Origin of the sequence: Entomomonas asaccharolytica (genome assembly GCF_016653615.1) — a bacterium.
Taxonomy (GTDB): domain Bacteria; phylum Pseudomonadota; class Gammaproteobacteria; order Pseudomonadales; family Pseudomonadaceae; genus Entomomonas; species Entomomonas asaccharolytica.
Genome location: NZ_CP067393.1, coordinates 126430 through 140381 on the forward strand (window position 1 = coordinate 126430; position 13952 = coordinate 140381).

General features: G+C 36.6%; 13 protein-coding genes. 11 read left to right on the forward strand and 2 right to left on the reverse strand.

The features are described from left to right. Positions 1-77: 77 nt before the first annotated feature. Both JHT90_RS00590 and JHT90_RS00595 read left to right on the forward strand, forming a co-directional pair. Positions 78-1706: a mucoidy inhibitor MuiA family protein gene (locus tag JHT90_RS00590; protein ID WP_201092842.1), complete on the forward strand. Its 1629-nt coding sequence runs from the start codon at positions 78-80 to the stop codon at positions 1704-1706. Positions 1707-1717: 11 nt separating this feature from the next. After that, the gene (locus tag JHT90_RS00595; RefSeq protein ID WP_201092844.1) at positions 1718-3328 is read left to right on the forward strand and encodes a mucoidy inhibitor MuiA family protein; all 1611 of its coding nucleotides are present in this window, start codon (positions 1718-1720) and stop codon (positions 3326-3328) included. A gap of 97 nt (positions 3329-3425) precedes the next feature. Here JHT90_RS00595 and aspA read toward each other — a convergent pair whose 3' ends face one another. Further along, positions 3426-4859: an aspartate ammonia-lyase gene (gene aspA, locus JHT90_RS00600; RefSeq protein ID WP_201092846.1), complete on the reverse strand. Its 1434-nt coding sequence runs from the start codon at positions 4857-4859 to the stop codon at positions 3426-3428. A gap of 143 nt (positions 4860-5002) precedes the next feature. On the opposite strand from aspA, the gene JHT90_RS00605 reads away from it, so the two are divergent. Together JHT90_RS00605 and JHT90_RS00610 are read left to right on the forward strand one after the other, a co-directional pair. Further along, entirely contained in the window at positions 5003-5914 is a 912-nt protein-coding gene (locus tag JHT90_RS00605; protein ID WP_201092848.1) for a LysR substrate-binding domain-containing protein, read from the forward strand. Positions 5915-6027: 113 nt separating this feature from the next. Continuing rightward, positions 6028-6540, forward strand: coding sequence for a tetratricopeptide repeat protein (locus JHT90_RS00610; protein ID WP_201092855.1), 513 nt, complete (start codon positions 6028-6030; stop codon positions 6538-6540). Between the two features lie 20 nt (positions 6541-6560). On the opposite strand, the gene JHT90_RS00615 is transcribed toward JHT90_RS00610, so the two are convergent. After that, complete coding sequence (locus tag JHT90_RS00615) at positions 6561-6890, reverse strand: DUF1820 family protein (protein ID WP_201092857.1); 330 nt, start codon at positions 6888-6890, stop codon at positions 6561-6563. A 205-nt stretch (positions 6891-7095) separates the two neighbouring features. On the opposite strand from JHT90_RS00615, the gene trxA reads away from it, so the two are divergent. The 7 genes from trxA (at position 7096) to ppk2 (ending at position 13926) form a co-directional block, all read left to right on the forward strand. Further along, positions 7096-7422, forward strand: coding sequence for a thioredoxin TrxA (gene trxA / locus JHT90_RS00620; protein ID WP_201092859.1), 327 nt, complete (start codon positions 7096-7098; stop codon positions 7420-7422). 177 nt (positions 7423-7599) lie between these two features. Beyond that, positions 7600-8931, forward strand: coding sequence for a tRNA (N6-isopentenyl adenosine(37)-C2)-methylthiotransferase MiaB (gene miaB / locus JHT90_RS00625; RefSeq protein WP_201092861.1), 1332 nt, complete (start codon positions 7600-7602; stop codon positions 8929-8931). 74 nt (positions 8932-9005) lie between these two features. Continuing rightward, complete coding sequence (locus JHT90_RS00630; RefSeq protein WP_201092863.1) at positions 9006-9998, forward strand: PhoH family protein; 993 nt, start codon at positions 9006-9008, stop codon at positions 9996-9998. Continuing rightward, complete coding sequence (gene ybeY / locus JHT90_RS00635; protein WP_201092865.1) at positions 9988-10449, forward strand: rRNA maturation RNase YbeY; 462 nt, start codon at positions 9988-9990, stop codon at positions 10447-10449. The genes JHT90_RS00630 and ybeY overlap by 11 nt, the downstream gene beginning before the upstream one ends. Before the next feature lie 21 nt (positions 10450-10470). Then, positions 10471-11325, forward strand: a complete 855-nt coding sequence (locus JHT90_RS00640; RefSeq protein WP_201092873.1) for an HlyC/CorC family transporter — start codon at positions 10471-10473, stop codon at positions 11323-11325. A 2-nt stretch (positions 11326-11327) separates the two neighbouring features. Beyond that, entirely contained in the window at positions 11328-12848 is a 1521-nt protein-coding gene (lnt, locus tag JHT90_RS00645) for an apolipoprotein N-acyltransferase (RefSeq protein ID WP_201092875.1), read from the forward strand. Positions 12849-12921: 73 nt separating this feature from the next. Beyond that, on the forward strand, positions 12922-13926 hold the full coding sequence (gene ppk2, locus JHT90_RS00650; RefSeq protein WP_201092877.1) for a polyphosphate kinase 2: 1005 nt from the start codon (positions 12922-12924) through the stop codon (positions 13924-13926). Positions 13927-13952: the final 26 nt, after the last annotated feature.

Consider the following 13952-nt stretch of genomic DNA (forward strand, 5'->3'; position numbering starts at 1 on the left):
TCATAGCGAATAAAAAAAGATCCTGTATAGTTTATATAGGATCTTTTTTTATGGGTTAAATTAAAAAGGACAAAGCTATGACTAAGTGGCTAATTATTATCTGTTTAGGAACTCTAACTTTTTACTGTCAGGCAGAAACACAAAAGCTAAGTTCAGCAATTAAAGAAGTAACTGTATACAATGATCGTGCAGCAATTACTCGTTATGCTGAAGTACAGTTAGTTGCAGGTGAGCATGAGTTAATTTTTGAAAATTTGCCAGTGCGTTTGGATGATGCTTCACTACAAGTAGATGCAAAAGCAACCAGTGCTACTACTATTTTGGATGTGGTTACTAAGCAGCAACTTCTAATTAGTAATGCTAATGAACGCTTACAACAAATCGAAAAGCAAATAGAAACATTACAAGAGCAGTTGGCTAAGCTAGATGACAGAGAGAATATTATAAAAAGTCAGTATGATTTTATTAAGCAAATGCAAAATAGTGCAGTAGGTGCTACTGATAAAGCCAATAGACCATCAATGCAACAAATCCAACAGATAATGGAGCTTGCTAATAATAACTTAACCCAGTTAACAGCAGAGCAACGGCAGCTAACAACAGATAAAGAGCAATTACAAAAGCAACTACAAGTACTGCAAAATGATCGTTATCCTTTACAAAGAGAAGTTAATACACAGGTTAAAAATGTAGCTGTTAGGGTAAGCTTGGCTCAATCAGCAACCGTAAAAATAGCTTTAACTTATGTTACCTTGGGTGCTAGTTGGTATCCTATTTATGATGCACGTTTTAATAGTAAACAACAAAATTTATCTTTAAATTATTCTGCTAATGTTGCTCAACAAACAGGCGAAGATTGGCGAAATGTTAAGCTTACTTTATCAACAGCTCGTCCAGCTTTAGGAGGTAATGCGCCTTTATTAATGGAATGGAAGCTGGAAGAATATTCTGCGAAGTTTGATAGCGATGCCCGAGCGCGTGCAAAGGGCAGAATACAGATGGTACTTGAACCAGAACAGTCGGTATCTGCAAAAATGGATAAAGTGGTAAGTTATAAACCAGCATTAGTGCCTGTGGCAAATGTAGAAATGAGTGCGACCAGTACAGCCTTTACCATTACTGAACCTACCTCATTGATAACAGGGGGAGATCAGCAAAAAGTAACTATCAATAGTATTCCTGAGTTATCAACCAATTTAGTTTATCAAATAGTACCACGTTTACAGCAAGTAGCTTATTTACAAGCAGATACTAAAAATAGTTCAACCTACCCACTATTAGCAGGACAATTAAATATCTTTATGGATGGTCGTTTTATTGCAACAGGACAGCTAAAAACAGCCATGCCTAATGAACAATTTAAAATTGATTTAGGTGCAGATGAAGCGATTAAAGTAACCTATAAACAATTAAAACGTTTTACGGAGAAAACAGGCTTTACTAATAGTGGCGAGCGTATTACTTATAATTATTTAATTACTGTACAAAATAATAAAAATAAAGAGGTTAAGTTAGATATTAAAGACCATATTCCCATTTCACAAAATGAAAAAATAAAGGTAAAACTACTATCGCCAAAAAATATTAGTCCAGATAAGGAAGGAAAGCTTAATTGGCAAATTACCCTTAAGCCTATGGAGAAGCAAGAAATCCCCGTTAATTTTACCATTGATTATCCAGTAGATACTAAAGTGATAGGTTTATAAGGAGCATGATAATGAAACAATGGCTATCGGTTATTTGTTTAGGCACATTAAGTATTTATTGTTATGCTGAACAAAAGACATTAACTTCTGCAATTAAAGAGGTAACCGTTTACACAGATAGAGCAGCGATTACTCGTAAAGCAGAGATATTATTACCTGCGGGTGAGCATGAGTTATCTTTTAATAATCTACCTGTGCAGTTAGATAATAATTCAGTGCAACTAAATGCATTAAGTACTGTTCCCACCACTATTTTAGATGTGACAACTAAGCAACAGGCTCGCCTAGAAGAAGCGAATATACGTTTACAAAAAATAGATCAAGAAATTAAGCAATTAAATGCCCAGTTAAACGCCTTAGCAGATCAAGAAAAATTATTAATAAATCAGCAAGAGTTTGTTAAAAAAATGCAAGAGGGTGTATTAGCACCAAGCAAAGATGCCACGCGTCCATCAGCACAAGAACTACAAAATATTATGCAGTTTGCTAAAGATAATTTAGCTACTATTCTAGAAAAACAACGAACCATTGTTAAGCAAACAACAGCCTTGAAAAAACAACTGAGCGTACTACAGAATGAACGTTATCCCATTCAGCAAAAAACGGGCTATCAAGTAAAGAATGTGGTGGTTCGTGTTAATTTACAGCAAGCAGGTAAGGTTAATTTGGATTTAACCTATATGATTTATGGCGCTAATTGGTATCCTAGTTATGATGCTCGTTTTGATAGTCGTAATAATAAGTTATCAGTGACTTATTTAGGTGTGATTAGTCAAAGGACAGGTGAGGACTGGCAAAATGTTAAATTAACACTTTCCACCGCAAAGCCTAATTTAGGAGGTAATGCTCCAGAATTAACTGCTTGGTTAATCAATGAGGCTACAAAAGTAAAGCCAATAACACCTAAACTGGCTGGTGCGAGTGGTTATGCTTCAATGGCTCCTGCTCCTATGGCAGCAATGCAAGAAGAAGTAGCTGTGAGACAGATCGCTAGCGTAGATACTGGAATGACAAGCGCTTCATTTAATATTGCTAAACCTACCTCTTTAGCCAGTGATGGTAGTCAGCAGAAAGTAACTATTACTGATATTGATTTAGCGAGCAAGCTGCAATATATAACAGTACCTAAGTTAGCTCAGGCTGCTTATTTGCAAGCAGCAAGTATTAATAATACTGATTTCCCCTTATTGGCAGGTAAATTAAATATTTTTATGGATAATCGTTTTATCACGACAGGTAGTTTAAAAACCATTATGCCTAAACAGGAATTAAAGTTAGATTTAGGTGTGGATGAAGGTATAGCCATTACTTATAAACAGCTTAATCGTTTTACAGAAAAAACAGGTTTAACCAGTTGTTATAATAAAGTAACGTATGAGTATTTGCTTACTGTACAGAACAATAAGCAAACACCAGAAACTATCAAGATAATGGATCATATTCCAGTATCTCAAGATGAGAAAATTACCGTTAAATTATTATCACCCAATCCTAAAACTATTGAGCAAGATAAACAGGGTAAAATAACTTGGCAGCAGACACTAAGTGCAGGTGAAAAGAAAGAAACAATGATTAAATTCTCTGTAGAATATCCAGTGGATATGAATATTAGAGGATTGTAATAATCATAGTGTACAAAGTAAAAAGCCAGCAATAAAGCTGGCTTTTTTTATATCTATTGCACTACCTTTTTATACAAATAGCGATATAAGACAAGATTTAGTGTTTAGTTAAATCTGTTAATGCTAAATGCGGTGCAATCATATTTTCAGGCTTAAGAATTTCTTCAAGTGTTTCTTCACTGAGTAATTTCTCTTCTCGTACTAACTCTAATACACCTTTGCCAGTTTCTAAAGCGATACGAGCAATACGCGTTGAGTTTTCATAACCAATATAAGGGTTAAGTGCAGTTACTAAACCAATTGAGTGTTCAACAAGATTTTTACAATGTTCAACGTTGGCTGTAATGCCTTCAATACAAAGGGTGCGCAACATTTCCATAGCACGACTTAACAGTCTTATAGAGTCAAATGTTTTATAGGCAATCAGTGGTTCCATAACATTTAATTGTAACTGGCCACCTTCCGCTGCAATTGTTAGTGCTAAATCATTACCAATCACTTCAAATACTACTTGGTTAACTGCTTCAGGAATAACAGGGTTAACTTTACCAGGCATAATAGAACTACCAGGTTGTCTTGGTGGTAAGTTAATTTCATTAATACCTGTTCTTGGACCACTTGATAATAATCTTAAGTCATTACAGATTTTTGATAGCTTGACACCTGTACGTTTTAGCATACCAGACAGTAATACGAAAGCACCCATATCTGAGGTGGCTTCAATTAAGTCAGTAGCAGGTAATAAAGGGTGTCCTGTAATACGTGCTAGATGTTGTACCGCTAAGAATTGATAACGAGGGTCGGCATTAATACCTGTACCAATCGCTGTACCGCCAAGATTTACTTCACGTAGTAAATCAGGGATTAATAGACGAATGCGGTCGACATCTTCAGTTAGTGTAGTGGCAAAAGCTTTAAACTCTTGGCCAAGTGTCATAGGTACAGCATCTTGTAATTGAGTGCGACCCATTTTAATCACATGGGCAAACTCTTCGCCTTTTTGTGCAAAAGAGTCACGTAGTTTACCTAATGCATCTAATAATGAATCATAGCCTAATAATAAACCAACACGAATGGCGGTTGGATAGGCATCGTTAGTAGATTGAGCCATATTGACATCATTATTAGGGTGCAAATATTTATATTCACCTTTTTGATGTCCCATTTCTTCTAAGGCAATATTAGCAATGACTTCATTAGCATTCATATTGGTAGAAGTACCTGCACCGCCTTGAATCATATCTACTAAAAATTGATCATGAAACTCGCCATTGGTGATACGTTCACAGGCTTTAACAATAGCCGCATGTTTTTCATCAGATAAATAACCTAATTCATGATTGGCTTCTGCAGCAGCCCATTTGACCATGGCTAACGCATTCACTAATTTAGGGAAGTGAGATAAGGTAATGCCTGTGAGTTTAAAGTTGTTAATTGCTCTTAATGTTTGAATACCATAATAGGCATCATTAGGTACTTCTAGAGTACCAAGTAAATCTTTTTCAATGCGGACTGATGCAGAATTGGACATAATAAAAACCTGTTTTTGAAATACGGTTACTACAAAATTTGCGAAATAATAGGATTTAAAAGGGTTTCTTACAAATGCCTTTATTTGCTATGCTATGCAAAATTTGCATAATATGGTTTTTTTATTTTTGAGAGAAAATGGACATGAACCTTGAATTACGATGGTTAGAAGACTTTAGCGCCCTTGCTACAACCTGTAGTTTTTCTAAGGCTGCGGAGCAACGTTTTGTAACACAACCTGCCTTTAGTCGTCGTATTAAAAATTTGGAAGAGGCGCTAGGTTTTAGTTTAATTAATCGTTCTAAAACACCCATTGAATTAACCGAGTCAGGTCAAGTTTTCTTGATTACTGCAAGGAATGTAATAGAGCAATTACATGAGGTGGTTAGGCATATTCATCATACCGATACTACACAGGGTGAAGTATTGCAATTTGCAGTAGCACACTCGTTAGCACAAGGTTTTTTCCCGCAATGGATGGCGAAGCTTCGCAGAGATGGCTTATCAGTTACTTGTCGCTTAGTGGCAGCAAATGTGGGTGATGCAACCCGTGCTTTACGTGAAGGTGCTTGCGACTTAATGCTCGCTTACCACGATCCTGAATCTGCTTTACAACTGCCACCAGAGTTGTTTCCTTGGTTGGTTTTAGGGCATACAGAGATGGTTCCTGTGTGTGGTTTTGATGAGTATAAACAACCCTTATTTGAAATAAACAATCAACAACAATTCCCTTTATTGGCCTATGGACAAGGTGCTTTTCTAGGACATTCGGTTAATTTACTATTAAGGCAATCTAAACTACGCTATGTCAAACTCTTTGAAACAGCTATGGCGGACAGTTTAAAAGCGATGGCTATGGAAGGTTTAGGTGTGGCGTGGTTACCTAAATTGAGTGTGGAAAATGAGTTGGCTCGTAAAGAGTTAGTAATATGTGGGGATAGCCAGTGGTTTATTCCATTGGAAATACGGCTTTATCGTTGTTCATTGATTAAGAAAAATGCTATTAAATCATTTTGGGAGAAGTTAGAAGACCCTGCTAGCTTAACCAATGAATAACAAGCATAAAATTATTTTTTGCTGGCTATTACTGTTTTATATAAAAGGGCGTACACTTTAGATAATGTTTCTTATAAGGCCACCGTTGTTGCTAGGAGTACTTAAATAGGGCTATGAACAGTTCTTATTGCAAATTCTATTCAATTAGTTGTTTGCTATTATTATTTATTAATCAATTATCAGCAGAGGGATTAAATTTACCAACTATAACAAGTTGTACATTTAATGTGCCTCAAGAGCAACAAGCCTTTATGCTAGATCGTTGTTTGGTGGCTGCAAAAGCGGGTGATAAAGAGGCTCAATACCAATTGGGGCTTTATTATAGTGATGGAAAATTAGTTACTGCTAACTATCCAGAGGCACTTTATTGGTTTAAACAAGCTTCTGCTCAAGCGCAGGTTGATGCTCAAGTTCGATTAGGTTATATGTATTTACAAGGGCAAGGCGTGCCTGTTAATAATTTACAAGCCTATATTATTTTTAAAATAGCGGGTATTAATGGTTCTGATGAAGCAATGGATGAAGCCGATGTAGCAGCAGACCTGATGAGCCCACAAGAATTACAACAAGCGAATTATATTTTAGGTAAAACATTCCGACGCTATCTAAAAAATATTAAAGAGTAACGCTAACCTCGCTTATTATATTATTTGGTAGGCAGAGGGGGCATAGGAAATGGCATAATATTGCCAGTACCTTTTGCTTCAGTGATTTTAGCAATTCCTAAACGTTCAACTTCATCAATACGGATGACACTGTGCATTGGTATAAAGCTTCGATTAACACCCTCAAATTGGGATTTTAGTCTTTCCTCACTAGGATCAACTACCATTTGGGTGCGTTCACCAAAAATAAATTCTTCTATCTCAAGAAAACCCCACAAATCACTTTGATAAATTTGTTTGGCATACATTTCGTAAACCTGACCTTGGTTTAAGAAAATCACTCGATAAATAGGCTCTTCATTTTTGCTCATAAGTTAAGGTAACCAAAATTCTACAAGTTAGGTTAATGAAAACCATTTATTTTACTCTAGATTTAGTTAATTTACAGCAGGATTAGTTAAATTCTATCAAGCTAGTTAGAAAATTTCATCAGCCATTAGTAGGTTATAACTTTTTTTAAAATGAATATAGCAGTATCATAGTAACAGAGTAAATGTTTACACAGAGGGTTTTAAAATGACTGACATTATTCATGTCACTGATAATGATTTTGCAGAAAATGTATTAAAGTCTGATCTACCAGTGTTGGTTGACTATTGGGCTGAATGGTGTGGCCCATGTAAAATGATAGCACCTGTTTTAGATGTGTTAGCGGATGAATACGATGGCAAGTTACAAATCTGCAAATTGGATATTAGCAACAACCCAGAAACTCCACAAACCTATGGTGTACGTAATATTCCTACGTTAATGATTTTTAAAAATGGTGAAGCTATTGCAACCAAAGTGGGTGCAGTAAGTAAATCGCAATTAGCTGCATTTATCGATGCAACCCTTTCTTAATAAGTAATAATACAGCTATTTTTATTAAGTAGCTGTATCTCTCCTCAAGCAAGCCTTTATTGTATTCAATCGAATATGCATCTATTTAAAATGAAATGTTTTTAATAGTAGGATAAAGGCTGTTATCTATCTTATAATAATCCTTTTCATTAATTGATTAGGTTGTTTGCTATTATTATGACCAAGAAGCTTTTTATTGAAACACACGGCTGTCAAATGAATGAGTATGATAGTGCTCGTATGGCAGATCTATTGGGAGAAAATCAGGGTGTTGAGTTAACTGATAATCCTGAAGAGGCGGATATTTTATTATTAAATACCTGCTCTATTCGTGAAAAAGCACAAGAAAAAGTATTCTCAAATCTTGGTCGGTGGCGTGAGCTGAAAAAACGTAACCCTAATATTGTAATTGGGGTAGGTGGTTGTGTGGCTAGCCAAGAGGGGGCAGCTATTCGTGATCGTGCGCCTTATGTGGATGTAGTATTTGGCCCACAAACCTTGCATCGTTTACCAGAAATGATTGACGCAGCTAAGACTACTCAAAAGCCTCAAGTAGATATATCTTTCCCTGAAATAGAAAAGTTTGACCGCTTGCCTGAACCTCGCGTGGATGGGCCAACGGCAATGGTTTCTATTATGGAAGGTTGTAGCAAATACTGTGCTTTCTGCGTAGTGCCTTATACTCGAGGTGAAGAAGTTAGTCGTCCAGTGGAAGATGTCATTGCTGAGATTATCCATCTGGCTGAAAATGGTGTTAAAGAGGTTATTTTATTAGGGCAAAATGTTAACGGTTATCGTGGCAGTAATACTGAAGGTGGCATTACTGATTTTGCCGATTTATTACGAATAGTGGCTGAAATTGAAGGTATTGATCGTATTCGTTATACCACATCACATCCTCTGGAGTTTTCTGATGCACTTATTCAAGCTCATGCGGATTTAGCAAAATTAGTTAAGTTTGTACATTTACCTGTACAGGCTGGCTCGGACCGTATTTTAGCTGCGATGAAACGTAATCATACAGCTCTTGAGTATAAGTCACGTATTCGCAAATTAAAGGCGGCAGTACCAGATATTTGTATTAGTTCTGATTTTATCGTAGGTTTTCCAGGAGAAACAGAGCAAGACTTTGAACAAACTATGAAGTTGATAGCAGATGTTGGTTTTGATTTCTCTTATTCTTTTGTTTATAGCGCGCGCCCTGGAACCCCTGCTGCAGATCTACCTGACGATACACCAGAAGAAGTAAAAAAACAGCGCTTACAAATATTACAAGCACGTTTGAATCAGCAGGGCTTTGAAATTAGTCGCCGTATGGTAGGCACTACTCAAACAATTTTAGTTACAGACTTCTCCAAGAAAGATCCAGGCATGTTGCAAGGCCGTACCGAAAATAACCGTATAGTTAATTTCCGAAGTGATAACCCGCTACTAATTGGTCAATTTGTGAAGGTAACAATTGAAGAGGCATTACCTCATTCATTAAGAGGAGTGCTTATTAATGATTAAGCTAATTGCTATTCATCGTAACTTGTTGTAGGCTTAAGCTATTCGTTAATAATTAAAGGTAACCACTAAATACTTTGAGCGCTTTACCTAGCACTAGACAATTTACATTAGAGCCATTCGATACGAGACGTTTTGCCAACTTAAGTGGTCAATTTGATGAACATTTTCGGCAAATTGAGCAACGTTTGGGCATTGAAATCCGTAATCGTGGTAATCAGTTTGAGTTAATAGGTAATGAGGAACCAGCCTTAGCAGCTGAGAATCTGATTCGTCGATTATACCGTGAAGCGAAAAGTATGCCCTTATCACCAGAGGTGATACATTTATTCCTACAAGAATCTGGCTTGGAAGAAATGGTGGCGCCTAATAATAATCAACCACAAATCACCTTAAAAACCTTAAAGGGAACTATTCGGCCACGTGGTGCGAATCAGCAAGGTTATGTTAAAGCTATCTTAGAAAATGATATTAATTTTGGTATTGGCCCTGCGGGTACAGGTAAAACTTATTTAGCAGTTGCTTGTGCAGTGGACGCATTACAGCGGGAACAAGTACGTCGTATTTTATTAGTGCGTCCAGCGGTTGAAGCTGGTGAAAAACTAGGTTTTTTACCAGGTGATCTATCACAAAAAATTGATCCTTATTTACGTCCGCTTTATGATGCGCTGTATGAAATGCTAGGCTTTGAACATGTAGCTAAATTAATTGAGCGACAAGTTATTGAAGTAGCTCCTTTAGCTTATATGCGTGGTCGTACCTTAAATAATAGCTTTATTATTTTAGATGAAAGCCAAAATACCACTATTGAGCAAATGAAAATGTTCTTAACCCGTATTGGTTTTGGTTCTACTGCTGTTATTACGGGCGATACCACCCAAATTGATTTACCTAAAGGCACACGTTCAGGGTTAATGCATGTGATTGATGTTTTGCTTGATGTACCTGGCATTAGCTTTACTCACTTTAAAGCAAAAGATGTGGTAAGACACCCCTTAGTACAACGTATTGTAGAAGCTTATGATCGTTATGATAAAAGTTTAGGACAACAAGAAAAAAATGAGCATTGAGTTAGACTTGCAGCTAGCCAGTGAAGAGCCTTATATACCTGATGCTAGTCTGTTTCTAAAATGGTGTGAAGCAGCTATTACACCCTATCAAGAACATGCGGAACTTACTATTCGTATTGTTGATGAGGCAGAAGGGCAAGCGCTTAATGCTACTTATCGTTGTAAAGATTATGCAACCAATGTTTTATCGTTTCCCAGTGAGTTACCTGAGGGAATACTTGATATTCCTTTATTAGGGGATTTAATTATCTGCGCACCCGTGGTAACGAAAGAAGCTGAGCAACAGCAAAAAAGTTTAGAAGCACATTGGGCACACCTTGTTACTCATGGTTGTTTACACCTATTAGGTTTTGATCATGAAGAGCAACAAGCTGCTACAGAAATGGAAACATTAGAACAACAATTACTAATGAAACAGGGATATCCTGACCCTTATCAGGAAGTTAACTAAACGTAGGTATTGCAAAAGAAAATGAGCGAAGAACAGTCGAGTCAGCAGAAATCTTGGTTTGAAAAATTAACCCAAGCATTTGCCCATGAGCCAAAGAATCGTCAAGATTTATTAGAGCTTTTACATGAGGCACACATCAATAAGTTACTAGATGCTGATGCGTTAACTATTGTAGAGAGTGCTATTCAAATAGCAGACTTACAAGTCCGTGATATTATGTTGTCACGCTCGCAAATGGTTTCTATTAAATTAACTCAAACAATTCAAGAGTTTTTACCTGTTATTATTGAAACAGCGCATTCTCGTTATCCTGTTTTAGAAGAAGATAATGAAACAATAGCAGGTATTTTATTAGCAAAAGATTTGCTACCTTATTTATTGAAATTGGCAACTGGTCAAGAAACTGAATGTGATATTAAAAAACTACTTAGACCAGCTACTTATGTACCTGAGTCAAAAAGAGTAAATGTATTATTAAGAGAGTTTCGCGCTACCCATAATCATATGGCTATTGTAGTAGATGAATATGGTGGTGTGGCTGGACTAGTAACCATTGAGGATGTGTTAGAGCAAATAGTTGGTGATATAGAAGATGAGCACGATGTAGAGGAAGAAAGTTATATTCGTCCTCAACCAAATGGTGACTTTGTGGTTAAAGCTCAAACGCCGATTCATGTGTTCAATCAATATTTTACTGAAAATCGTTATTCTGAAGAATTTGGCAAAACTATTGGTGAATTGGTTTTACACCACTTTGGTCATTTGCCAAAGCGCAATGAAACAATGGTGATTGGTGCATTTCGTTACCGTGTACTTACTGCAGATAGTCGTCGACTCCACTTACTACGCTTAACTCCCTGTAAAATTGTGGAATAACAATGCTATCCATTATTATCAAAAAGGGTTGGTTAGGCCATTTAATTGCCTTTTTAGCAGGTGTTTTAACGCCACTTTTCTTAGCGCCCTTTAATATTTGGCCAATCGCATTTATTTCTGTTGGTTGTTTTTATCTGGGTTTAAAAGAGCTTACAGTTAAACAAGCGATTATCCGTAGTTGGTGTTATGGTTTTGGTGCCTATATAGCGGGTGTTAGTTGGATTTATGTCAGTATCAATACCTTTGGTAATGCCCCTGTTTGGCTAGCGGCTACATTAACTATTGCTTTCTGTATGTCGGTTGCTTTCTTTTTTGTTATTCCTGCCATTATTTGGGTTAAATGGTTTCGTGCAGACCATACCTATTTTATAGATGCTTTCGCATTTGCAGGATTATGGGCTATCCAAGAATGGTTTAGAGGTTGGTTTTTAACAGGCTTTCCTTGGCTTTACACAGGCTACAGTCAGCTTGATGCACCATTAGCAGGTTTTGCGCCTATTGGCGGTGTTTGGCTAATTTCTTTTTTGATTGCCTTAATAACAGTTTTATTAATTAAAGCCTATTATTTTAGGCAACAAAAAATAAAAGTAATTATAACCTTTGTGATGGTTATTGCTTTACCCATTGTAGGAATGTTGCTTAATAAAATCCATTGGACAACACCTGTGAATGATAAATTACCAGTTACTTTAGTTCAGGGTAATATTGCTCAAGGGCAAAAGTGGGAACCTTCATTTTACAGAGATCAATTAAATTTATATTGGGCTTTGACGCAAAAAAACCAGAAGGTAGATAGTTTAGTCATTTGGCCTGAAAACGCGATTCCTTATCTAAAAGAATCTGTGCAAGATTTATTAGATAATACTATAGGTGTTTATGAAAAAAATAATCAAGCGACATTAATAACTGGTCTGCCAATTAGGCAGCAGGATAGTCAAGGTGATCGTTATTATAATGGTATTACCGTAGCAGGTGAGGGTGAAGGTACTTATTTAAAACAAAAATTGGTTCCTTTTGGTGAGTATGTTCCTTTACAAGATATGCTACGCGGTATGATTGAGTTTTTTGATTTACCAATGTCTGATTTTAGACGTGGTAATTCAGATCAGCCTTTATTGAAAGTGAAAAGCTATCAAGTAGCTCCTTTTATTTGCTATGAGGTAGTGTATCCAGATTTTGTGGCTTCTTTGGGGGCTGAAAGTAATTTGTTGATAACTATTAGTAATGACACATGGTTTGGTCATTCCATTGGACCTAAGCAACACATACAAATGGCACAAATGCGCGCTTTAGAAGCTGATCGCTGGATGGCGAGAGCAACTAATAATGGTATTACTGCGATTATTGATAATAAAGGCCAGATCGTTAAAGAAATTCCAAGTTTTGAAGTGGGTGTATTACAGGGAGAAGTAACTTTAGTGTCAGGCAAAACACCTTATCAAATCTGGTATAGTTATTTCATATTAAGTATTAGTTTTTTAGGCTTATTAGTTGCGTTATTTGTGAATAATTACAAAAAATAACCTTGATATTTTTAAGGAGTTTTACCTTTTACTGTTATAATGATCACTTTGGCATTAAGTGAAGGTAATATCTATGGAACAGGGTAAGACGACTAAACCAACTACTAAAAAAACGCCTGTGAGAAAAAGCGCTGCTAAACCTACAACTACACCTCGTACACGTAAAGTAGTTGCAAAAACTTCTGCAACCAAAGCTGCACGTGATTTGTCGGTTAAAACTATTCAAGAAGCTAGTAAAGATCCAATAGCAACTAAAGTAGCTTTAGCACCTCACGGTACTACAGAAGATAGTAGTTCAGCAGTTCTCCCTGATAGTTACCCTTACCGTACTAGAATTAAACGTAATGATTATGAAAAAACCAAAAAGCAATTACAAATAGAGTTATTAAAAGTACAGCGTTGGGTTAAAGAAACAGGACAACATATTGTGCTACTCTTTGAAGGACGTGATGCGGCAGGTAAAGGGGGAACTATTAAGCGCTTTAATGAGCATTTAAATCCTCGGGGTGCCCGTGTTGTGGCTTTGGAAAAACCTACTGATGCAGAAAGAGGACAATGGTATTTCCAACGTTATATTCAGCACTTACCTACTAAAGGTGAAATCGTATTTTTTGACCGCTCTTGGTATAACCGTGCAGGCGTTGAAAAGGTGATGGGTTTCTGTACACAACGTGAATATTTAGAGTTTTTGCGCGAGACCCCCAATTTTGAAAGGATGTTGGTAAATAGTGGTATTATCTTATTTAAATATTGGTTCTCAGTAAGTCGTGAAGAACAGTTACGCCGTTTTATCGCCCGTCGTGATGATCCATTAAAACAATGGAAATTATCACCTGTGGATATTCAATCATTGGATAAGTGGGATGATTATACAAAAGCTAAGGAAGCTATGTTTTTCCATACTCATACAGGCGATGCACCTTGGACTATTGTTAAGTCAGATGATAAAAAACGTGCCCGTTTAAATTGTCTGCGCCATTTTTTGTATCATTTGGATTATCCAGAAAAAGATCTAAAAATTGCTTATGAGGCGGATAGTTTGTTAGTGGGGGATCCGATTTTATTACAAGGGCAGTAATTAAAAAAGGCTTGCATTTGCAAGCC